Origin of the sequence: Streptomyces sp. NPDC059852 (assembly GCF_042731455.1) — a bacterium.
In the GTDB taxonomy this organism is placed as follows: domain Bacteria; phylum Actinomycetota; class Actinomycetes; order Streptomycetales; family Streptomycetaceae; genus Streptomyces.
The window spans coordinates 127,600-149,464 of the sequence record NZ_JBHWJK010000013.1 but is presented as its reverse complement, the minus strand read 5'-3'; the positions used below and the strand labels follow the sequence as shown (position 1 = coordinate 149,464).

The following is a 21,865-nucleotide window of genomic DNA, read 5'->3' as shown; positions in this document are numbered from 1 at the left end:
CGGACCGGTGAGGCGGCCGGCCGCCCTGCTGGCGGCGGGACTGCTGATGACGGCGGCGGCCTGCGGGCTGACCAGCGGCTCCCCCATGGTCGACGACGTGGAGCCGGGCACGATCGGGCGGGGCGAACCGCTGAAGGGCGCCAAGCTGACGGTGACGTCGAAGTCGTTCACCGAGCAGCTGATCCTCGGCGCGATCATGGGCATCGCCTTCGAGGCGGCGGGTGCCGAGGTGGTGGACCGCACCGGCATCCAGGGCTCCATCGGCAGCCGGGAGGCCGTGGTGAAGGGGGAGGCGGACGCCGGGTACGAGTACACGGGCACGGCCTGGATCACGTATCTCGGGCACAGCGATCCGATCGTCGACCCGCACGAGCAGTGGGAGGCGGTGAAGAAGGAGGACGCGGGCAACGGGGTGACCTGGCTGCCGCCGTCCCGGCTGGACAACACCTACGCGCTGGCCATGAACCAGGCCAACCACCGCAAGTACCGCACGAACACCCTCTCCGAGGTGGCCGCCCTGTCGAAGTCCGACCCGTCCGCGGTGACGCTGTGCGTGGAGGTCGAGTTCGCCAACCGGGCCGACGGGCTGCGGGGCATGGAGAAGACGTACGGCATGGACGTGCCGTCGCGGAACATCACGCAGATGGACACCGGAATCATCTACACCCAGACGGCGAAGGGGAGTTGCACCTACGGCGAGGTCTTCACCACCGACGGCCGGATCAAGTCGATGCACCTGGTCGTGATGGACGACGACAAGCACTTCTTCCCCAACTACAACGCCGCGCCGATGATCAACACCAAGGCCCTGAAGAAGTGGCCGGCCATCCCGGACGTCCTGGACCCGATCACGAAGAAGCTGGACAACGCGGTGGCGCAGGAGCTGAACGCGAGGGTGGACGTCGACGGGGAGGACCCGCACCAGGTCGCGCTGGACTGGCTGAAGCAGGAGGGCTTCGTGAAGTAGCGCTCCCGTTCTCAGCAGGCGGGGACCGTGCCCTTGCCCGTCCTGAGCGCGTCGAGCGCGCCGATCGCGCCCTTCAGGGTGGTCACCGGGACCAGGCGCAGGCCCTCGGGGAGCTCCGCCTTGGCGTCGCCGCACTCGTCCTTCGGCACCAGGAACACGGTCGCGCCGTCCCGGCGGGCGGCCTGCGTCTTCAGGGAGACCCCGCCGACCGCGCCGACCTTGCCGTTCGCGTCGATGGTGCCGGTGCCGGCGATGGTGCGGCCGCCGGTGAGGTCGCCGCCGCTGCCGTCGCCGTCGAGCTTGTCGACGATGCCGAGCGAGAAGAGCAGACCGGCGCTCGGGCCGCCGACGTCCGCGAGCTTTAGGGTGACCTCGACGTCCTTGCCGTCGAGGTCGAGGTAGTTCAGGGCGGCCTCGGTGGCGTCGTCCTGGGACTCCTTCATCTGCCGGGTGTTGAACTGCTCGATCTCCCGGGTGCTCTGCCCGCTGGGATAGACCGAGTCGCGCGGCATGACCGCCTGGTCGGTGCGGAACCAGGCGTCGATCACGTCACCGAGCCGCACCGTGGTGTCGGGCGACGTGGCCTCGATCGTCGTCATGCGCAGCTCGCCGCTGGTGTCCCGGGTCGGCGCCCCGGAGATCGTGATGACCGGCTCGCCCCGGTTGTCGCCGAGCACGTTCGCCGTCAGCCCGGGCTGCGTCAACGAGAACGGCAGGGGCGCGAAGGCGGCGGTGGCGAGCAGAGCCACCACCGGCAGCGCACAGACGGCGAGGGCCCGGGGGCGCGTGAGGCGTGAGAGCACGGGTCAAATCTAACGTGGCGCGGTGCCGACCCGGACGGGGCGGGGGCGCCCCCCGGGGGCAGGGGCGGCTACGGGTCGCGCGGGTGCCTGCGGGCGGCGTTTCACGCGCGGTACAGGTCCTTGCGGCCCGTTGTGAAGCGGCGTAGCACCTCCGGCAGGGGACGGACGCCGATGCCCGGGCCGCGGGGTACCGGCAGGTGGCCGTCGGCGAGGACGAACGGCTCCGTGATGTCCTCGGCGAAGTAGCGGGCGGACGCCGAGGTGTCGCCCGGCAGGGTGCAGCCGGGAAGTGCCGCCAGGGCCAGGTTGGCCGCGCGCCCGATGCCCGTCTCCAGCATGCCGCCGCACCACACCGGCACCCCGTGCGCGTGCGCCACGTCGTGGACGCGCCGCGCCTCCAGGTAGCCGCCGACCCGGGCCGGCTTCACGTTCACCGCCCGGCAGGCGTCCAGCGCGATCGCGGACGCGGTGTCGCGGGCGTTGTGCAGCGACTCGTCCAGGCAGACGGGTGTCGCGAGGCGCTGCTGGAGCCGGGCGTGGGCGTACAGGTCGCCTCCCACGAGGGGCTCCTCGACCAGCAGCAGCCCGAACGCGTCGAGCCGCCGCAGATGCTCGGCGTCCGCGAGCGTGTAGGCGGCGTTCGCGTCGACCTGGAGCGGCACCGCCTCCCCGAAGCGCTCCCGTACCGCGCGGACCGGCTCCAGGTCCCAGCCGGGCTCGATCTTCAGCTTGATCCGCACGTACCCCTCGGCGAGGTACCCCTCCACGTCGTCCAGAAGCTCCCCGACGGTCGGCCGGATCCCGACGGACACCCCGGCGGGCACCCGCTCGCGCACCGCCCCGAGATACGTGGCCAGCGACATGCCGTACGACCGCAGCTCCGCGTCGAGGACCGCCGTCTCCAGGGCCGCCTTCGCCAGCTCGTGCCCCTTCACCCCGCCCAGCGCCGGGCCGAGGGCCGGGGCGGTGAGCGCGGGCAGGGCGGCGGCCCGGGGCAGCAGGACGTCCCGCAGCACGATCTCGGCGCCGGCCACGAACTCCGAGCAGTAGAGCGGCTCGGGGTCGCCGGCGAACTCCGACCAGCCCTCGGCGCTGTCGGTGACGACGCGCAGCAGAAAGGTGTCCTTCGTCGTCATCGTGCCGAAGGACGTACGGAACGGGGTCACGAGGGGGATCGCGACCCGGACCAATTCGACGCGTTCGAGCTTCACGGGGTGTCCTCCCGGCGGGTGAGCGTGTACCAGCCGTCGCGGGACATGTCCGTCGCCGTGAACCCCTCGGCGAACGCCTTGGTGAACACCTCGCGCACGGCCCGCCGCCAGCCGAGGGCCCGTTCGGCGTCCGTGGCCCGTAACGCCACGACGTCGTCCGGCACCCGGCACCACACGTACCGGTCCCCGGGGTCGCGGCGGGCGAGCGGCCCGCCGTCCGGCGCCGGGTGGGTGACGGGGGCGGCCTCCCGCGCGGCGGTCGTGTCGGCGGTCGTTCCGGCGGGCGGGCGCCGGTCGCCGGTCAGGTCCCAGGTGACCTCCAGCCGGTCGCTCTCGTCACCGTCGTTCACGCCGTCGGCCATCGGGCCGTAGAAGTCGACGAGGTATCCCGTGCCCTCGGCGCCCAGCTTGACGAAGTTGAAGCGGGCGTTGCGGCCGACCAGCGGATCGAAGGTCCAGCGCATGGTGCGCGCCCCGAGCCCCGCCGCCCACGCCCGCTGTGCCTCCTTGAGCCGTGGCCCGAGCCCTCGCTCGGCGGCGGCGAGCAGCGAGTACGTCTCTCTGGCCGCCGGCGGCCCGAACACGGCGACGCAGCCGCCGACGACGCGCTCCCCGTCGTACGCGGCGTGCACCGCACCGCCCGCGTGGGCGAGGCTGTTCAGCGTCTCGGGCAGCAGCGGCGGCGCGCTGCGCGGGGTCTGCCACACGTCACTGAAGTAGTCGGCGACGGCGGCGAACCCGGCGGTGTCGTGGACGGTGCGGATGCTCACTGAGGTCATGACACGAGTGTCGGAGGTGGCGCGGGGGCTGCCTAGAGTGCGGCGCGCCATGCCGTGCGGCCGCCGTGTCCGTCAGCGGAGTGCTTCGGCGACCTCCCGGGCCGCGTCCACGACCCGCTGCCCGACCCGCTCCGGTACGGCGTCGGCCAGCATCACGACGCCCACGCTGCCCTCGACGCCGGTGACCCCGATCAGCGGGGCGGCGGCTCCGCTCGCCCCGGCCTCCAGCTCGCCGTGCGTCAGGGTGTACCCGGGGCCCTCGGGGGGCTGCTTCCGGGCGGCGAGGATGGCGCGGCCCGCGGCCCCGCGGTCCAGGGGGTGCCGGAAGCCCGCCCGGTAGGCCACGTGGTAGTCGGTCCAGGTCGGCTCCACCACGGCGACGGCCAGCGCCTCGGAGCCGTCCACGAGCGTGAGATGGGCCGTCGCGCCTATGTCCTCGGCCAGGGAGCGCAGCGCGGGCAGCGCGGCCTCGCGCACCAGCGGATGCACCTGGCGGCCGAGCCGCAGCACACCGAGCCCGACGCGGGCGCGGCCACCGAGGTCGCGGCGTACGAGGGCGTGCTGTTCGAGCGTGGCGAGCAGCCGGTACACGACGGTCCGGTTCACGCCCAGTTTGGTGGATAGCTCGGTGACGGTCAGTCCGTGGTCCGTATCGGCCAGCAGCTTGAGGACGCGCAGTCCCCTGTCGAGCGTCTGAGAGGTCTCCGCGGTCACGACGCCCACTCCTTAGTGGTGAGGTCGACGGCCTCGTCGCGGCGGGCGTCACCGAGTCCCGTCGGTCACGCGCTTCAGAGGCCGCCGATCGGCCGGCGGTCCGGCCTTCCGGACCGCGTCGCTTCACGGCTGCGCTCCGCGGCGGCGCTGCCACGGGGCGTGTGCGTAGGCGGACATTAGCGAAGCCGGTTCGCTGAGCGGAAGGCTCCGTCCAGAATCCGGGCGCGCGCTGGTACGGACCGCACGGGTTCGCCCGTATATGTACGGTGCACCGAGTTACGGGAGGGGCGTGCGGTGTCCGGTGGGGCGTGCGGTGTCCGGTGGGGCGTGAGGCGGGGACGGGCGCGCGCCGGGGTCACCGCATCCGGTGGCGCGCGCAAGGGTCACCGCATCCGGGTGGCCCACTCCTGCACCTTGGCGATCCGCTGGCGCAGCTGTCCGGCCGTCGCCTCGGCGCTCGGCGGTCCCCCGCACACGCGCCGCAGCTCCGTGTGGATGACGCCGTGCGGCTTGCCGCTCTGGTGGACGTAGGCGGAGACCATCGTGTTGAGCTGCTTGCGCAGCTCCATCATCTCCTTGTGCGAGACGACCGGGCGCCGCTCGGCGGGCAGCTCGAGCAGGTCGGCCTCGGAGTCCGGCTTCTTGCGGCTGTGCGCGATCTGCCGGGCCTGCCGCTTCTGCAGCAGCAGCTGCACCTGGTCCGGCTCGAGCAGTCCGGGGATGCCGAGGTAGTCCTGCTCCTCCTCGCTGCCCGGGTGGGCCTGCATGCCGAACTCGGCGCCGTCGTAGAGGACCCGGTCGAAGACGGCGTCGGACTCCAGCGCCTCGAAGGGCAGCATGTCCTGCTCGCCGGTGTCCTCGTCCTGCTCCTTGTTCGCCTCCTCCATCTCCTTCTCGGACTCGGCGTACGGGTCCTCCTCGCCCTCCTTCTTCGGCTTGTCGAGGGCGTGGTCGCGCTCGACCTCCATCTCGTTGGCGAAGGTGAGCAGGTCGGGCACGGTCGGCAGGAACACGGAGGCCGTCTCGCCGCGCCGCCTGGACCGTACGAAACGGCCGACGGCCTGCGCGAAGAAGAGCGGCGTGGAGATGGTGGTGGCGTACACGCCGACGGCGAGCCGGGGCACGTCGACGCCCTCGGACACCATCCTGACGGCCACCATCCAGCGGTCGTCGCTGCCGCTGAAGTCGTCGATCCGCCGGGAGGCGCCGGCGTCGTCGGACAGCACGAGGGTCGCCTTGTGCCCGGTGATGTCGCGGATCAGCTTGGCGTAGGCGCGGGCCGAGTCCTGGTCGGAGGCGATGACGAGGGCCCCGGCGTCCGGGATCGCCTTGCGCACCTCGGTCAGCCGCTGGTCGGCGGCGCGCAGCACGGACGGCATCCAGTCGCCGCGCGGATCGAGGGCGGTGCGCCACGCCTGGGACACGGCGTCCTTGGTCATCGGCTCGCCGAGGCGGGCGGCGATCTCGTCGCCGGCCTTGGTGCGCCAGCGCATGTTGCCGCTGTAGGAGAGGAAGATGACGGGCCGCACGACGCCGTCGGAGAGCGCGGAGCCGTAGCCGTAGGTGTAGTCGGCGGCGGACCGGCGGATGCCGTCGTTCCCCTCCTCGTACGTGACGAACGGGATGGGGTTGGTGTCGGACCGGAAGGGCGTACCGGTCAGGCAGAGCCGGCGGGTGGCCGGCTCGAAGGCCTCCAGGCACGCCTCGCCCCAGGACTTCGAGTCACCGGCGTGGTGGATCTCGTCGAGGATGACGAGGGTCTTGCGCTGCTCGACGCGGTTGCGGTGCAGCATGGGGCGCACGCCGACACCCGCGTACGTCACGGCGACGCCGTGGTAGTCCTTGCCGAGCGGGCCGGCGCTGTACTCGGGGTCCAACTTGATGCCTATGCGCGCCGCGGCCTCCGCCCACTGCTTCTTCAGGTGCTCGGTCGGCGCGACCACGGTGACCTGCTGCACGACGTGGTGGTGCAGCAGCCAGGAGGCGAGGGTGAGGGCGAAGGTCGTCTTTCCGGCGCCGGGCGTGGCGACCGCGAGGAAGTCGCGCGGCTGCTCCTGGATGTACTTCTCCATCGCGCCCTGCTGCCAGGCGCGCAGCTTGCTCGCGGTGCCCCAGGGGGCCCGTCCGGGGAAGGCGGGGGAAAGGTGGTGGGAGGAGGCGGCGGTGGTAGTCACGGTCTCCGTACGGGGGTCGGTTCAAGGGCCGCACCGGTCCGCGGGGCGGGCGGCTCGGCCTGCGTATGACAACCGGGCCACCCTACCGGCGGCCCGGCACCCGCCCGGCTCGGACGGGGCCGGGTCACACGCGGGTGGGACTGACGTCACAGCGGGAGAGGTCCCCGGGGGGTGGGCTCAGTGCTCCCGGAGCCGGGTGGTCACCCAGGCGCCCACCAGGGCAACCGCCGCCATCGGCAGGAACACCACCGCGAACGCCGCCGGGTGCGAACCGGCACCGGACGCGTCGAGCGGGGCGTGGCTCAGCGCGCCGCCGCCCAGCGCGGCGAAGGCGGCGCCGCCCGCCGCGAGCAGGACGACGTTCGACAGGGCGTCGGAGATCTGGAGGGCGGCGGAGTTGGTGCCGGCCTCCTCGGGGGCGGAGAGCTTGAGCAGCAGCACGCTGGTGGAGGAGATCACCAGGCCCATCCCGAAGCAGCCGAAGGCCCAGGCGACGGCGAGCGTCCAGGCGGGCACGGACGGGATCAGCACGCTCGGCGCCGCCGCGACGGCCGCGGCGACCAGCACCATCCCGGCGGTCGTCAGCCGCTCCCGGTACGGCTCCACGCGCGGCCGGGACTGGACCCAGGAACCCAGCGCCCAGGTGACTCCGCCGGCCGCGAGCGAGAACCCGGCGAGCGTCGGCGACAGGCCCCGCTGGGTGACCAGCATCAGCGGCACGAAGGACTCGGCCGCGATGAAGGACCCCGCGGCCACGCCCCGCAGCAGGACCACGGACGGCAGGCCCCGCGCCGCGCGGTAGGTGCCGCGCGGGAGCAGGCCGAGCGCGGCGGGCACGAGGAGCGCGGCGCCCAGGGCGCCGGGGACGAGGGAGATCCACCTGAGGTCCTGGGCGGCGTACTGCAGCAGCCCGGCACCGAAGGAGATCGCGAGGGCGAGCCGGATGCGGCGCCGGTCGAAGGCGGCGTCGCTCCCGGCGCCCGGCACGGGTCCGGCGGCGCGGCGGCGTATCTGCGGCAGGGCGAGGGCGAGCGGCAGGAGCACCAGCACGGGGATGCCGACGAACACCCACCGCCAGCCCAGGTGCTCGGTGACCGCGCCGGAGGCCAGCGGGCCCACGATCGACGGCACGACCCAGCTCGCGGCGAACGCCGCCATGATCGCCGGGCGCAGCCGCTCGGGGTAGGCGCGGCCGACGACGACGTACAGGGCGACGATGACGAGTCCGCCGCCGAGGCCCTGGACGGCCCGCCCGAGGATGAACAGCCACATGGCCCCGGCGGTGCCGGACAGCAGGAGCCCCGCCCCGAACGCGGCGATGCCGGTGGTCAGCGGCGCGAGCGGCCCGCGCCGGTCGGACCACTGACCCGACAGGACCATGCCGAAGAGGCTGGTGGTGAAGTACCCGGAGAACGCGAAGGCGTACAGCGACACCCCGTTCAGCTCGCGCGCGGCGACCGGCATCGCCGTCCCGACGGCGGTCGCCTCGAAGGCGATGAGCAGCACGACGGAGACGATCCCGATACTGAGCGCCCGGTACGACCGCCCCAGCACGCTCTCCTCCGGAACGGCGGCAGAGGGAACGGCGGACGTCTTGGCGACATCGGCGTCGCGCGGCTCGAGGGCAGTCATGGTCGCCAGAGTAAGGGCCGTGACCGACATTGACCCCTGTCGGGGGCCTCACCGCGTCTGGGACCTTGGTCGTACGACCCCCCGCTCCCCCTCCCCTTCATGTCCCTTCATGAACGCGGCATGGCAGTCACATTGCACTGAGCGCGCTTCCCTTGAGCCCCGGAGGGCCCCGCCCGTACGGTCGAACCACCGACCAGGCCCGGCCCACCGGACCTGCGAACGGCCGTGTGCCCGAGTGGCTCAGGGACTCGCCTGCAAAGCGAGTTACGCGGGTTCGATTCCCGCCACGGCCTCCACCGCCCGGCCAGGCAGGACAACAGGGCAGCACCCACCGCGGGGTGCCGCCCTGTGGCCACCCGTCTCACTTCCCGTCTCAGTTGCAGGTGCTTCCCTTCCCTCAACCGTGCTAGACGCGAAACGCTCCCCGGAACGGGTGCGGCGTAGCACAATCAGCACCTGGCGTTGCCAACGCACGCCACGGGGGAGGTGAGGATGGATCCGGAGTGGATCTCGCTCTTTGGCGCGTTCGGAGCGTCTGCTGCAGCTCTGTTGATCAGCGACAAGCTACGCAGCATCCTGCGCACCATTTTCCGGAGACCCAGAGAGACGTCTCTGCTGGTAAAAGAGCCCGACGGAACGCGAGTTATCGAGATCAGAGGGCCAGCGAACCTGAGCCAAGCGCAGGCAGAGGCTCTTCTCAGGGAGTGGCGCGAGTCCGCAAGGAGGTCCCCGTCAGCGGATGCCCCTCAGACATCCTCAGAGGACAGCGCCCAGCGCGTCGTGAGGGCTGAGTCAGATGAGTGACGGCCTGGCCAACCCGGGCGCGAGCGTCGACGCACCGCAATCGCCACCGCCGGCTACCGATACCGCAGCCGTCACCACAGTGAGCGCACATTTCAAGTTGGTCTTCATCAGCGTCACGGTGATTACCGTGCTCACCCTCGCCGCCAGCCTGTATATAGGCATTTTCGTGGAGAAGCCCACGGAGGCTGCGAAGTCTGCAATGGACACATGCTCCACGCTCGCGAACCTCGGCTTCGGCGCCATGGTCGGCCTACTGGGCGGCAAGGCCGTGAACTAGGAGCGGTGGCGTCTCCGACCATGACCCCGCGCTCGGCGCAGCCGCGCCATGCAACCAGGGGGGAGACATCGACGACGATCAAAGGTCCCTCATCGACTCCACCCAGGCAGGGGAGGTGTGGGACGCATCGGTTGCGATGGGTGAAGAGGCGCTCATGCAGGCAGTGTGCGTTCGCTCACTGGCAACGTCCGCGGCGGGTCTGGCTTCTGCGCCCGGCCTGCGGGTAATTGACCGTCGGCGTGCAACCACGAAGAGCATGCAGGCGTCACATGCGGTGACCGAGCCCTGTCACTCTCGAGGAGGGCGCCGTTGTCGGTACCGCCTCAGCCGCCTCTGCCGCCGTCCCTGCACCCGCTGCAAGGGCAGTCCGCGGTGGTGTGGCTACGTCGTACGTTCCGCTCACGCAAGGCCTTGTCGGGCGTCACCCAATGGTTCATCGACTGGGGTGTCCCGATCGCCCTGATCATCGGCGTCGTCTGGGTGCTGGGTGCCAGCCGATCCGAGACGGGCTGGAGCGGCATCTATCGGGTGTTCACACTCGTCGACCCGCCCGCGCACGCAGTCGCCTGGGGCGCGTCGATACTGGGCTGGTTGCTGGTACCTGCCTTGATCGGTGGCGTGGCAGGTCATGTCATCGCGGCCCGGATGCAGCGGGTCAAAGACATCGCCACCAATCACCTCTTCCAACGGCGAAGCCTCAAACGCCGTTTCAAGCTACCTGGAAAGATCACCTTCCTGGAGTCGCTCCATGCGAAAAGTGCGGAGGACCAGGAGTTTCTGGACCGTTATGTGAGGCGGGCTCATTGGGGAGACTGGAAGAAGGCTCAGGACCATTGGGAAATCCTCGTCCGAGACGTGCTCTGCACGGTTGAACTCGCGGAGCTGGACCGCAACGAAGCACTCGAATCCGCCGAGAGCTTCGCCCGCGCCGTGATGTTCATGACCGGATACCAGGACAAGTGCCTCGTGTGCACGGCACGCGCCAACCAACCATGACCCTCCGGAAGGACGGTTCCGATGCAGACACGAAGCGCCGTGGAGATCGCCCGCGCCGCCCTGAGCGAAATCTTTCCCAACGCCACCGAGGACGGCCTCGACGCCGGGGCGCGCCACCTCGCCCGCTGGGGGGTCGAGGGGCATGGAACTGAGCTCGGTAGTTCAGCAGCAGCTCTCATGTACCTGGATCTGGCCAGGGCATCCGGCGAGCAGCAGGTACCGGACGACGTCCTCGCGGCCGCTGAGGTACGTGGCACGACACGGACCTGGCGTGCGCCCTCGCAACGGGGCTGACCATGAGCCCCGTCCGGCCTGAGTCAAGGGATGCCATGTTTCTGCCCGTCCGACACAGCTAGTCCTCTGGTTCGCCGCGCTTCAAGCGCCGGTGTCCCGTGGCTCGGAGACACCGGCCCAAGCCTGTCCCGTCACTAGCAGGACCAGAAGTGTCGAGGGGGAAATGTGGACACCGATCAACGGGTTGTTCGACGCAGCACACCCTATTCACGAGCACTGATCGCCGTGGCAGCTGTCGCCTTCGGTCTGCTGATATACGCCGTCATCTGGTCGAATCAACAAGACGAGTTGCCTCAGTTGCTGGACGTTCAGAGCGCCACTACCGCCGTCCTGGGGACGACTGGAGCGATACTTGCACGAGGGCAGTACGCGCGCGCGGTCAGGCCGAGCATCGGCTGGTTCGGTCGTGTCACCGCCGATGCTGCTCCGGCCGGTCGGCTGGCCTGGATCTGCTACGCAGTGAATGGCGCACAGGATTCGTGCACGGTGTCCGACGTCGGTTATCAGGTCGTCCTCACCGGGGATCCCGTCTCTGACTCGGGCAGGTGGACGAGCACGGAATATGCGACTTCTGCCATGGAAGGACGGGGGCTGACAAGCGGCTCCCATTTCCATCTGAACCTCATCAGCCCTGGTCAGCCCATCACAGCCGACAGGCGCTTATATGTGGGGTGGTTTACCGAGGCGGCAATGGCAGAGGTCAGAGATGTGTATGTGCGGTTACGTGTCGTGGACCGAGTCGGCGACACGCATGAACGTGTGCTCGAGCTCATGCGCGGCGCCGAGCGCCAACCGGCACACCCCAACATTCATTTGAGCTGAGGAAGCTTCCGGACGCTCGCGGCCACGTCGGCCGGACCGGCGCCCCACAACTCCTCCCCCGTCCCTCCCCAAACAGGAGCACAACCCTCCGCCGCCGCCGGGGGTCGTCTTGGTGTCGGGGTTCTGGCCTCGGCCGGCCGTGCTTTCTGTTCACCGAGGAGACCCACCCGTGCGCCAGCGCATCCGCACCTCGCACCTTCGTACCTCGGCCGCCCTCGTGGCCGCCGCCGCGATCGCCGCCGCCGTTCCCGTGCTCGCCGCTCCCTCGGCGTATGCGGAGGAGGGTGCGGCCGATCTGGTCATATCGGAGCTGCCCGAGACGTCTCCCGAGCCGGGCGAGGTGTACGACGAGAACGTCGTCGTCACCAACAAGGGCACCGCCGCCGCGGACGGACTCACCTTCCGGGTCCGGCTGACCCGTGGGCTGGACTTCCCGTCGCAGGTGCCGGGCTGCACCTACACGACTGTCGAGGACCAGGTCCGTCAGGCGCTGTGCGAGATCGACGAAGTCATCGAGCCGGGCGCCTCCATCGAGACGCCCGTGCGGTTCAAGGCGCTGCCCAAGGCCCTGATGGAGGCCGTCGAGTACGGCACCTCCGCCACCGGTGAGGCCCCGGGCGAGGGGTACGACGACAGCCACCGCCGGCTCACGCTGACGGCGGACAGCTCGGCCGACCTGGCGGCCGTCGGGGAGGACACCGAGGCCCTGGCGGGCGACCGGCAGTCGATCACCGTGCGGCTGCGCAACGACGGGCCCGGCTGGATCCAGAACCAGGTGAGCGACGACCAGACGGCGCTGATGGTCCGCATCCCCAAGGGCACCACCGCCTCCACGGTGCCGAAGGCGTGCGCGCCGTTCGGCATCGACGGTCCGAACGGGCCGGGTGGGACGCCGGGCAAGTCGACGTACGTCTGCCAGCCGGACGACAACACGCTCGACGTCGGCGAGGAGGCGCTGTTCACGTTCATGCTGGAGATCGGCAAGAACACGAAGACGACGACGGGTGAGGTGAAGGCGACGTCGGTGTACGACATCCACCCCGCCTTCGACAAGAACCCCGCCAACGACAAGGACGTCATCCGCGTCGCCATCCCGACCGACAACGAGCCCGAGCCGACGCCCTCCGGCTCGCCTTCGACCGGGGGCGGCTCCGCCGACGGCGGCTCCACCGGTGGCGGCAACGACCCGTCCGGGCAGACCACCGGCGGCTCCGGCAGCAGCAACGGGGGGGCATCCACAGGCGGCTCCACGACCGGTTCCGTCGACGGGAACCTCGCGAGCACCGGCTCGGACGGCACCCCCCTGATCGCGGGCGCCGCTGCCGCCGCCGCGGCCCTGGGCGCCGGCCTCTTCCTGGCCGTGCGCAGGCGTCGCGCCGCCGGATCCGACGCCGCCTGACGGGGCACCCGCTCCCGGGGCTGTCGGTCCCGGGAGCAACCCGCGTCGAGTCGGCCGGGGCTCAGGGCTCCGGTACGCCGACGGCCAAGTCGGCGTGAAAGCTTCTTTCTGGCCGTCCGCCGGCGTCGCGCCGCCGAGTCGAGCTAACGGGCGCAGGACTCCAGGACGCCGACCGTCTCGTCCTGGAACGCCTCGGTCCAGTAGTGGCGGGCAGCGCCGTCCCCGGCGGTGCCCGTCGGGTCGACCGTGGACAGGACCTGGAGCATCGTCATCGCCAGCTGGTCGTAGGTGGCGGTCGTCAGCGCGTGGTTCGACGCCGCGTCGATCGCCCGCTCGCGGTGCAGCAGCCAGAGGGTGAAGGCGAGCGTCGAGACGTCCGTGTTCAGCGGGTACAGGCGCGCCTCGCGCTCGCTCCAGTGCAGGACCGCGCCGGTCATGCCGTCGAGGACGAGGCTGTCGTCCTCCGCGAGATCACCGAGACGGATCAAGAACTCGGCGCACAGCGGCAGTTCGGCCGGGGCGTCGCACTCGGCGTCGTACTCGTCCAGGGTGGCCAGCGGCGCGTCCGTGTCCAGGGTGAACAGGAATCCGCCCTCGGGCAGGCCCACTTCGCGCAGGAAGCGGCGGGTCGGCTCGTGGCCGAGGGCGGCCGGGAAGTCGACCTCCTCGAAGCGGACGACCGCGCGCCGGCCGAACTCCTCGTCCAGCAGCCGCGGCGGCAGGTCCAGCGCCAGCCCGGACTGCCCGGCGCGGCCCGCGACGAGCGCCAGCGGCCGGATCAGCGCCGCCATCTTCCAGAACGGGGCGGGCTCGCCGTCCGTGCCCTCCTCGAACACCGACAGCAGATGCCGGGACGCCTCCGCGACCGCCTTGGTGCCGTACCGCCCGGCGTAGGAGGCGAACTGGCCGCGCAGGCCCGCCAGTTCGTCCGTGGCCTCGGCGAAGCGGACCAGGGTGCGCAGGGAGGGCGCCAGGGCGCGGCGGTCCATCAGGTCGGGCCGGTCGTGCAGCAGATGGGTCGTGGAGACCTCGCCGGTCGCGCCGTCGAGGAGGACGGACTCGGTCTCCCGGCCGCCGGGGCCGAGCAGTCCGCCTATCACCAGCTGGTCGCGCAGCCCGGACGCGAGCCTGCCCGCGTCCCCGGTGGAGTCGGCGACCGTGCGCAGGCCGGCGCGGGACAGCTCGGCGAAGCTCAGCACCGAGTTGCCGCCGGGGAGTCCTGGGCCGGTCAGCCAGCGCCGCGTGGACGCGTGGGTGACATAAGGGTCGAGTTCGGGCTCGGACAGGGTGATCGTCCGGTCACCCGCCTGGGTCGTGATCGTCGTGCTCATGGCTCCCCCGCATGCGCTTGCTCACCGCCCCTGGGCACGACACGCCTGTCCGGCCGGCCACCGCATCCGGCCGTCGTCCCCACTGCCCAGAACACTACGCGCCACCACTGACATCGCACCGGGCGTGGCACGGCCACGGAGAGCGCTTCACCTCAGTAGACGCCGGAGCACCCCGGGTACGTTCCCACAACGCGCCGAATTCGCGGCCGGTTCATGCAGGATTCACGTCCGACCCGGGCCCGGCGGCGCCTGCGCCGGGCCCGGTCACCGGGTGTGGACGACCGCCGCCTGGGGGCGGATCGGCAGGCGGTTCACCGGGCGGCCGGTCGCGGCGCGCACGGCCGAGGCGACGGCCGCGGGCGACGTCACCACCGGCACCGCGCTCACCGCCTTGGCGCCGAACGGCGCGACGACGTCCCGCTCCTCGACCAGCTTCACGATCTGGATGTCGGGGGCGTCCAGCGCAGTGGGCAGCGCGTAACCGGTCAGGTCGGGGTGGCGGATCAGCCCGCGCGCGGAACGCAGGTTCTCCGTGAGCGCTATGCCCACGCCCTGCGTGACGCCCGCCTCGATGCGCGCCTCCAGCTGGGCGGGGTTGAGCACCCGGCCGACGTCCTGGGCGAGCGCCAGCTCGACCACGCGCACCGAGCCCAGCTCGATGTCCACGTCGACGACCGCGCGGATCGCGCAGAAGGACAGGCCCACGAACGCGTCGCCCTGGCCGGCGCCGTCCAGCGGCTCGGTCGGGTGGGGCCGGCACTGGGCCGTGGCCCACAGCTCCTTGCCCTCCAGCGCCTCGGTGACGGTGGTCGACAGGACGCCGTCGTACGAGGTGATCTTGCCGTCGGTGATCTGGAGCAGCTCGGTGGACATGCCGAACTTGTGCGCCAGGGGTTGCAGCAGCTGGGTGCGGACCATCTTGGCGGCCCGCTCGACGGCGCCGCCGGACACCCAGGTGTGCCGGCCGCGGCAGCCCGCTCCGGCCGGGGGCTGGTCGGTGTCGACCGGTGCCACGTGCACCTCGTCGACGCCCAGGGTCTCCTGGACGATCTGGCGGGCGAGCGTGGTGAAGCCCTGACCGGTCTCCACGGCGGCGCACAGCACCGTCGCGACGCCGTCGTGGACCTTCACGGTGGCCGTGGACACCTCGTCGGCGCCCTCGGCGCCGAGCATGTGCACCATGCCGAGGCCGTAGCCCACGCCCCGGCGCACGGCGCCTGGTTCGCCCGCACCCTCGGGGCCGCCGGGCAGCAGCCACTCGTCCTCGGGGGTGTCCTTGGGCAGCGGCGGAAGCGGGTGGTCCCGTACGGCCTGGAGCAGTTCGGCGACCGGGGCCGGGCAGGTGACGGTCTGGCCGGTCGGCAGGACGTCGCCGGTGGCGAGCGCGTTGCGCAGGCGCAGTTCGGCCGGGTCCACGCCGAGCTTCTTGGCCAGCTTGTCCATCTGCGCCTCGTACGCGGCGCACACCTGCATGGCGCCCTCGCCGCGCACATGGCCGGAGGGCGGGTTGTTGGTGCGTACGGCCCAGCCCTCGATGAAGGCGTTGGGGACGACGTACGGGCCGCAGGCGAAGGCGACCGCGGCGGCCAGCGCCTCGGAGGAGGTGTCGGCGTAGGCGCCGGCGTCCAGCAGGATCTGCGCCTCGACCTTGACCAGCTTGCCGTCGGCGTCCGCGTGGTGGCGGTAGCGCAGCAGGGTGGGGTGCCGGTGGGTGTGGCCGAGGAAGGACTCCTCGCGGGTGGCGGTGAGCTTCACCGGGCAACCGGTCTTGAGCGCGAGCAGCCCGAGGGGCAGCTGGAAGCCCTGGTCCTCGCGGTCGGCGGTGGCGCCGGGGACGCCGGTGACGACGACCTTGACGCGCTCGGGCTCCAGGCCGAAGCAGGCGGCGGCGCGGTCGCGGTCGGTGTGCGGGTCGGTGGAGGCGAGGTAGAGCTCCACGCCCCCGTCGGGGCGGGGCACGGCGAGTCCGGCCTCGGCGCCGATGGGGGCCGGGTCCTGGCGTCCGATGCGGTACAGGCCCTCGACGACGATGTCGCCGGCCGCGTCGGGGTCGCCGTGGCGCAGCGGGATGTGCCGGATCAGGTTGCCGTCGGGGTGCAGCGGCTCGGCCTCGAAGGCCTGCTCGGGGTCGGTCACCGGGTCGAGCACCTCGTACTCGACGATGACGGCGGCGGCGGCCAGGCGGGCGGTGTCGGGGTGGTCGGCGGCCACGGCGGCGATGGGCTCGCCGTGGTGGCGTACGACGTCGGAGGCGAAGACGGGCCGGTCGGCCCGGCCGCGGCCGAGCAGCGGGCTGCCGGGGACGTCCTCGTGGGTGACGACGGCGCGGACGCCGGGCATCTCCCGCGCGTGGGAGGTGTCGATGGACGTGATGCGCGCGTGCGGGTGCGGGGAGCGCAGGACGGCCGCCCAGAGCAGGCCCTCGGCCCACAGGTCGGCCGCGTACGGGAAGGTGCCCTCGGTCTTGGCGCGGGCGTCGGCGGCCGGCAGGGAGGCGCCGAGGCCGTGCGGGACCTGCTCGGGGGCGGGGGCTGCCTCCGCGGCGGTGGTCGCGGTGGCGGCTTCGTTGCTCACGCCTGGCCTCCGTCCTGGCCGTACGGGTCATGCGGTCCCATGGCGCCGGGTGCCTCGAACGCCGAGGCGTGGACGCCGCCGGCTCCCGGGCCCGCCTGGTGCGGGATGCGCGGCTCGTCCTCGTCCCCGTCGGGGGCCTCGGCCACGTGGGCCGCGCGTTCGGCGACGACCTCCTGGACGGCCCGGACGACGCCCCGGTAGCCGGAGCAGCGGCAGAGGTTGCCGCACAGGGCCTGGCGGGTCTCCAGCTCGTTCGGGGCCGGGTTGCCCTCCAGCAGGTCGTGCACGGTCATCGCCATGCCCGGTACGCAGAAGCCGCACTGGACGGCGCCGCAGCGGGCGAGCGCGCGCTGCACGTCGGAGGGATGCCCGTCCTCGGCGAGCCCCTCGACGGTGCGCACCTCGCTGCCGGCGGCGGTCACGGCCGGGACCAGGCAGGACGCGACGAGCCGGCCGTCGACCTGGACGTTGCAGGCGCCGCACTCGCCCTGCGAGCAGCCGTCCTTGGCGCCCGCGAGGCCGAGCCGCTCGCGCAGCACGTACAGCAGCGACTCGCCGATCCAGGCGTCGGAGACGGGCCGGTCGACGCCGTTGACGCGCAGGACGTAGGAGGCGAGGGGGTGTTCCTCGCCGGTGGGCGGGGGCGTCTCGCCGGGCTCCTCGTCGCGGGCGCCGTCGGTGTCGCTCGCGACGGGGTCGGCGGAGGGCTCCGCGGGGCTCTGGGCGGCCTCCGCGGCGTCCTGGGCGTCCTCTGCGGCCGCGGCCGCCTCGCCCGCCTCACGGGCGGCCTGGGCGGCGTGCGCGGCGTTCTCGGCGGCCTCTGCGGGGTCGGGCGCGGACCGCTGCCCGGGGGCGGACGCGCGGGCGTCGCCCGGGTCGTCGGCCAGGGGCTCGCCGGGTGCCGCGGGCCGCTCCCAGGGCTGCTCGGGCGCCTGGGGCGCCCACGGGGCGGGGGCGCCGCCCGGCAGTGTGGCCGGGGCGCCGCCGCCCCACTGCTCGACGAGGGAGGAGGTGGTGAACTCGCCCGACTCGTCCGGAAGGTCACCTCCGGCGAGCGGGATCGACCACTGCCCGGTGACGTCCTGCCCGGGCGGCCGGCTCTGGGCGTCCGGGAGGTTCCACTGCTGGGTGGCCGCGGGGTTGTACGTGAACCGGTCGCCGCTGTCCTGGGGCGCGGCGTTCGGGTCGGGCCACCCGCCGCCCTCGCCGGGCGTGCCCGCGGCGGGCCAGCCGCCGGGGGCGGCCGGGTCGGTGGTGCCGGGCGCGGCGGTGATCCGCGGCGGCACGTACCCCTGGCCGGGGGCGGCGAGCGGGCTGTCGGAGGAGGCGAGGAGGGCGTCGATGCCGCCTTCGGGCAGCTCCACGAAGGCCGTGGCGCTGTCGTCGTACTCGCCCTGGGGCAGCGGGTCCCAGCGGCCGTTGCCGCGGGGCGCGCCCTCTCCGTGCCGGTCGTCGGTCACGACAGCGCCCTCCCCAGTGCTCGTCGGGCCAGCGCGGCGACGGTGCGCCGCAGGTGCAGAACGGCGGGCGGATGCTGGGTCACGGTCCCGTCCTCGGCCGGGGCGGGGTCGGGGATGCAGGCCGCGGCGACGTACTCGCCGAAGGCCTGCAGGGCCTCGGGGACGATCGCGCGGCTGTTGTCCCAGTCGATCAGCTGGGCGACCCACTGCTCGGCCTCCAGGGGCCGCAGCGGCATCGGCGCTATGGCGCCGACCGCGCAGCGGATGCCGCGCCGGGCCGGGTCGAGGACGACCGCGACGGACGCGAGGGCCCGCCCGGGGCCGGTGCGGCCGGTGGCCTTGAGGAAGACCTGCGGGGCGTGCAGCAGCGGCACGCGCACGTAGCCGATGAGTTCACCGGCGCGCAGCGTGTCCACGCCCGCCAGCAGGTGCGACACGGGGATCTCGCGGCGGGCCCCGCCCGGGCCCGCGATGATCAGGGTCGCCTCCAGGGCGGCGAGGACCGGCAGCGCGTCACCGGTGTGGGACGCGGAGGCCACGTTGCCGCCGAGGGTGCCGGCGTTGCGGATCTGCGGCGGGCCGGCGGCGCGCGCGGCGGCCGCGAGCGCCGGGATCAGGGCGGCGAAGTCGGGGCGGCCCATCCGCGCGTGGGTGAGTCCGGCGCCGAGCAGGGCGTGGCCGTCCTGGTACTGCCAGCCGCGGATCTCGGTGATCTTGCCGAGGCCGACGAGGGCCGCGGGCCGCAGCTGCCCGGAGTTGACGGCGGCCATGAGGTCGGTGCCGCCCGCGACGGGCACGGCCGCGGGCATGGCGGTGAGCGCCGCCACGGCCTCGTCCAGCGTCGTGGGCAGCGTGACGGCCTGCGCCGCCTGCGGTGCGTGCGTGGTCAAACCGGCTGCCCCTTCCCGCTGCCCCACCTGGTCCCACCTGTGTTGCCGTACGGTACGTGCTGACAGGGCGGACGTGGCAACTCTGGCACATCTTCCCAGGGCACGCGGACACGGGTCCGCTAGGAGGCATTCGCCCACCTCATCGGGGAGATGGTCCGATTTGGGACGGCTTCACCGATGAGTGCCGATTGACACTCTTCGGTGACCCGTCGCCGGTTTTTCCCTCATCTGTTCGGTGGCGGTCCGTCGATGGGACGGCCCAGCACCCCGGGGCGCCGCTGCCAGGGCCGGGGCCCGGCCGGCGGCCGGTAGGCGACGCCGAGGGCGTCCAGGCGCGCGTAGTGGGCCGTCATCCGCCGCTCGAAACCGGCGAAGTCCCGCTCGGCCGGGGCGGGCAGGCCGCTCCAGGCGACCTCGGCGAAGGCGGCCAGCCGCGGGAACACCTGGTAGTCGACGCGCCCGGCGTCCTCCATCACCTCGGTCCACACGTTGGCCTGCGTGCCGAGCACGTGCCGGGACTCCTCGGGCGTCAACTCCCCGGGCACCGGCTCGAACCGGTAGACGTCCTCCAGGGTGCGCACGTACCCGATCGGCACCGGCTCGTCGGCGCCCGCGTCCTGCCGGTGGTCCAGGTACACCTGCTGCTCGGGGCACATGACGACGTCGTGGCCCGCGCGGGCCGCCGCGACGCCGCCCGCGTAGCCGCGCCAGGACGACACGGCGGCACCCGGCGCGAGTCCGCCCTCGAGGATCTCGTCCCAGCCGATGAGCCGGCGCCCGCGCGCGGACAGCCACCGGTCGAAATGGCCGATGAACCACGCCTGGAGACCGTCCTCGTCCTTCAGGCCGAGTTCCCGGATGCGTTCCTGCGCGGCGGGTGAGCCCCGCCACTGGTCCTTGAGGCATTCGTCACCGCCGACATGCACGAACTCGCCCGGGAACAGTTCCAGGACTTCCTCGAACACCCCCTCGTAGAAGCGCAGGGTGGTGTCGGTGGGGGCGAGTACGTTCGGGGAGATCCCCCAGGAGTCCCAGACGGAGAGGGCGCTGGTGTCGACGACGTCGGTGTTGCCGAGTTCCGGGTACGCGGCGATCGCGGCCTGCGAGTGGCCGGGGACGTCGATTTCCGGGACGACGGTGATATGCCGCTCGGCGGCGTACGCCACGATCTCCCGGATGTCGTCCTGGGTGTAGAAGCCACCGTGCGGCTTCTCCTCCCAGAGCGGGGAGGCGCGGTGGCCGAATTTGGTGCGCGCCCGCCAGGACCCGGTCCCGGTGAGCCCCGGGTACTTCCTGATCTCGACGCGCCAGCCCTGGTCGTCCGTCAGATGGAAGTGGAAGACGTTGAGTTTGTGGGCGGCCATCAGGTCCAGGTAGCGCAGGACGCCGTCCTTGGGCATGAAGTGCCGTGCCACGTCGAGCATGAGGCCGCGCCAGCGGAATCGGGGGGCGTCCTCGACGGTCCCGGGCGCGAGGACGGGAAGGGCGCCGGGCCGGATCGGGGCGCGGCGGAACGCGTCGGGGCCGAGGAGCTGACGCAGGGTCTGGGCGCCCCAGAAGACGCCGGCGCCGTCGCCTCCGCGGATCTCCACGCCGCCGTCCGGGCCGGCGGTGAGCCGGTACGCCTCCGCGTCCAGGGTGCCGTCGAGCAGCAGCCTGACGGCGCCCGGCGCGTCCGGCGACCCAGGTCGCAGGGGCAGGCCGAACGCCGCGCCGAGGGTGGCGCGCAGCCAGCGTTCCGTGGTGCCGGTGCCGTCGGCCGCCCACAGGGTGGTGTCCGCGTCGAGGGTGAGGGTGCGCTCCCCCGGTGCCTCTCCGGGGCCGCCTCCCGGGCCCTCGGCCACGCGCGGCGCCGGAATCAGTTCCCTCGCGGAAGTCAGATCAGTCACGTCATTCCTTTACCGCCCCGCCCAGCCCCGACACGAGTCGCCGCTGTACGAGGACGAAGAAGATCAGCACCGGAATCGTCATCACCGTGGACGCCGCCATCACGCCGCCCCAGTCCGGCTCGTCGGGTTTGTAGAAGACGAGCAGGGCCATCGGAAGGGTCGACTGGGAGGTGTCGCTGATGATGAACGACTTGGCGAACAGGAAGTCGTTCCAGGCGGAGATGAAGGAAAACACGCTCGTGGCCACGAGGCCCGGGAAGACCAGCGGGAAAAGGATCTGCCACAGGAATCGCGACCGGCTCGCGCCGTCCATGTAGGCCGCCTCCTCCAGGGCCTCCGGAACGGCCTTCACGAACCCCCGCAGCATCCAGATCGCGAAGGGCAGCGAGAAGGCGATGTGGGGCAGGATCAGCGACCCGAGCGTGTTCAGCTGGCCGAAGTCCCGCATGAGGAAGAACAGCGGGATCGTCAGGGCCTCCACGGGCACCATCTGGGCCACCAGAAACATGATGAGCAGGGTGGTGCGGAAGCGGAACCGGAATCGTGTCACCGCGGTGGCGGCGAGAAACGCGATGAGCGCGGAGACGACCACGACCGTGCACGCGACGACGAGACTGTTGACGAAGTAGCGGCCGAATTCGTTCTGCTCGAAGACCCTCCGGAAGGAATCCAGGGAGGGCGACAGGGTCCACGGCCGCGGTTCGGTGGACTCGATCTCCCCGGCCGGTTTGAAGGCGCCGAGCACCATCCAGTACAGCGGGAAGGCGACCAGCACGGCGATCAGCAGCGCGGTGGCCTCCGCGAGCAGCCGCCAGGGACGCCGTACGAGGCGCGTCGCGTTCATCGGCC

18 protein-coding genes and 1 tRNA gene are annotated in these 21,865 nt (G+C 72.3%); 7 read left to right on the top strand and 12 right to left on the bottom strand.

The features are described 5' to 3' along the window. Positions 1-7 precede the first annotated feature (7 nt). The gene (locus ACFV46_RS18915) at positions 8-967 is read left to right on the top strand and encodes a glycine betaine ABC transporter substrate-binding protein (RefSeq protein WP_376726783.1); all 960 of its coding nucleotides are present in this window, start codon (positions 8-10) and stop codon (positions 965-967) included. Positions 968-978: 11 nt separating this feature from the next. Here the strand turns inward: ACFV46_RS18915 and ACFV46_RS18910 are convergent, their stop codons facing one another. From ACFV46_RS18910 to ACFV46_RS18885, 6 genes are all read right to left on the bottom strand, one after another. Continuing rightward, positions 979-1,770, bottom strand: a complete 792-nt coding sequence (locus tag ACFV46_RS18910; RefSeq protein ID WP_361924496.1) for a S16 family serine protease — start codon at positions 1,768-1,770, stop codon at positions 979-981. 101 nt (positions 1,771-1,871) lie between these two features. After that, positions 1,872-2,981, bottom strand: coding sequence for an o-succinylbenzoate synthase (gene menC / locus ACFV46_RS18905; RefSeq protein ID WP_385498925.1), 1,110 nt, complete (start codon positions 2,979-2,981; stop codon positions 1,872-1,874). Beyond that, complete coding sequence (locus ACFV46_RS18900; protein ID WP_385498924.1) at positions 2,978-3,760, bottom strand: chorismate synthase; 783 nt, start codon at positions 3,758-3,760, stop codon at positions 2,978-2,980. The genes menC and ACFV46_RS18900 overlap by 4 nt, the downstream gene beginning before the upstream one ends. 72 nt (positions 3,761-3,832) lie before the next feature. Continuing rightward, complete coding sequence (locus ACFV46_RS18895; RefSeq protein WP_055624649.1) at positions 3,833-4,474, bottom strand: IclR family transcriptional regulator; 642 nt, start codon at positions 4,472-4,474, stop codon at positions 3,833-3,835. Positions 4,475-4,857: 383 nt separating this feature from the next. Next, positions 4,858-6,648 carry a DEAD/DEAH box helicase gene (locus tag ACFV46_RS18890; protein ID WP_361924488.1) on the bottom strand — a complete coding sequence of 597 codons (1,791 nt, stop codon included), beginning with the start codon at positions 6,646-6,648 and terminating at the stop codon, positions 4,858-4,860. Positions 6,649-6,825: 177 nt separating this feature from the next. Next, positions 6,826-8,280, bottom strand: coding sequence for an MFS transporter (locus tag ACFV46_RS18885; RefSeq protein WP_385498923.1), 1,455 nt, complete (start codon positions 8,278-8,280; stop codon positions 6,826-6,828). 221 nt (positions 8,281-8,501) lie between these two features. Here ACFV46_RS18885 and ACFV46_RS18880 point away from each other — a divergent pair. The 6 genes from ACFV46_RS18880 to ACFV46_RS18855 all read left to right on the top strand — a co-directional run bounded on the left by ACFV46_RS18880 (position 8,502) and on the right by ACFV46_RS18855 (position 12,872). After that, positions 8,502-8,576, top strand: a tRNA-Cys gene (locus ACFV46_RS18880). A 500-nt stretch (positions 8,577-9,076) separates the two neighbouring features. Further along, the gene (locus ACFV46_RS18875; protein ID WP_385498922.1) at positions 9,077-9,361 is read left to right on the top strand and encodes a hypothetical protein; all 285 of its coding nucleotides are present in this window, start codon (positions 9,077-9,079) and stop codon (positions 9,359-9,361) included. 309 nt (positions 9,362-9,670) lie between these two features. Further along, positions 9,671-10,357 carry a DUF6313 family protein gene (locus ACFV46_RS18870; RefSeq protein ID WP_385498921.1) on the top strand — a complete coding sequence of 229 codons (687 nt, stop codon included), beginning with the start codon at positions 9,671-9,673 and terminating at the stop codon, positions 10,355-10,357. Between the two features lie 21 nt (positions 10,358-10,378). Further along, the gene (locus ACFV46_RS18865) at positions 10,379-10,651 is read left to right on the top strand and encodes a hypothetical protein (protein ID WP_361924483.1); all 273 of its coding nucleotides are present in this window, start codon (positions 10,379-10,381) and stop codon (positions 10,649-10,651) included. Between the two features lie 165 nt (positions 10,652-10,816). After that, on the top strand, positions 10,817-11,473 hold the full coding sequence (locus ACFV46_RS18860) for a hypothetical protein (RefSeq protein ID WP_385498920.1): 657 nt from the start codon (positions 10,817-10,819) through the stop codon (positions 11,471-11,473). A gap of 169 nt (positions 11,474-11,642) precedes the next feature. Further along, complete coding sequence (locus ACFV46_RS18855; protein WP_385498919.1) at positions 11,643-12,872, top strand: LPXTG cell wall anchor domain-containing protein; 1,230 nt, start codon at positions 11,643-11,645, stop codon at positions 12,870-12,872. Between the two features lie 143 nt (positions 12,873-13,015). Here ACFV46_RS18855 and ACFV46_RS18850 read toward each other — a convergent pair whose 3' ends face one another. From ACFV46_RS18850 to ACFV46_RS18825, 6 genes are all read right to left on the bottom strand, one after another. Beyond that, entirely contained in the window at positions 13,016-14,203 is a 1,188-nt protein-coding gene (locus ACFV46_RS18850; RefSeq protein WP_385498918.1) for an SUKH-4 family immunity protein, read from the bottom strand. 264 nt (positions 14,204-14,467) lie between these two features. Further along, the gene (locus ACFV46_RS18845) at positions 14,468-16,777 is read right to left on the bottom strand and encodes a xanthine dehydrogenase family protein molybdopterin-binding subunit (protein WP_385498917.1); all 2,310 of its coding nucleotides are present in this window, start codon (positions 16,775-16,777) and stop codon (positions 14,468-14,470) included. Next, positions 16,774-18,237: a 2Fe-2S iron-sulfur cluster-binding protein gene (locus tag ACFV46_RS18840; RefSeq protein WP_385498916.1), complete on the bottom strand. Its 1,464-nt coding sequence runs from the start codon at positions 18,235-18,237 to the stop codon at positions 16,774-16,776. The genes ACFV46_RS18845 and ACFV46_RS18840 overlap by 4 nt, the downstream gene beginning before the upstream one ends. Continuing rightward, the gene (locus ACFV46_RS18835) at positions 18,234-19,127 is read right to left on the bottom strand and encodes an FAD binding domain-containing protein (protein WP_376726791.1); all 894 of its coding nucleotides are present in this window, start codon (positions 19,125-19,127) and stop codon (positions 18,234-18,236) included. The genes ACFV46_RS18840 and ACFV46_RS18835 overlap by 4 nt, the downstream gene beginning before the upstream one ends. A 224-nt stretch (positions 19,128-19,351) precedes the next feature. After that, positions 19,352-21,007 (bottom strand): beta-N-acetylhexosaminidase, encoded by a 1,656-nt coding sequence (locus ACFV46_RS18830; RefSeq protein WP_385498939.1) that lies wholly within the window; start codon positions 21,005-21,007, stop codon positions 19,352-19,354. A 10-nt stretch (positions 21,008-21,017) separates the two neighbouring features. Beyond that, positions 21,018-21,860, bottom strand: a complete 843-nt coding sequence (locus tag ACFV46_RS18825; RefSeq protein ID WP_385498915.1) for a carbohydrate ABC transporter permease — start codon at positions 21,858-21,860, stop codon at positions 21,018-21,020. Positions 21,861-21,865: the final 5 nt, after the last annotated feature.

Coding starts and splice junctions, on each gene's coding strand:
- ACFV46_RS18900 (WP_385498924.1), bottom strand. CDS start 3,760: ATGACCTCAGTGAGCATCCGCACCGTCCACGACACCGCCGGGTTCGCC.
- ACFV46_RS18885 (WP_385498923.1), bottom strand. CDS start 8,280: ATGACTGCCCTCGAGCCGCGCGACGCCGATGTCGCCAAGACGTCCGCC.
- ACFV46_RS18875 (WP_385498922.1), top strand. CDS start 9,077: ATGAGTGACGGCCTGGCCAACCCGGGCGCGAGCGTCGACGCACCGCAA.
- ACFV46_RS18865 (WP_361924483.1), top strand. CDS start 10,379: ATGCAGACACGAAGCGCCGTGGAGATCGCCCGCGCCGCCCTGAGCGAA.
- ACFV46_RS18850 (WP_385498918.1), bottom strand. CDS start 14,203: ATGAGCACGACGATCACGACCCAGGCGGGTGACCGGACGATCACCCTG.
- ACFV46_RS18825 (WP_385498915.1), bottom strand. CDS start 21,860: ATGAACGCGACGCGCCTCGTACGGCGTCCCTGGCGGCTGCTCGCGGAG.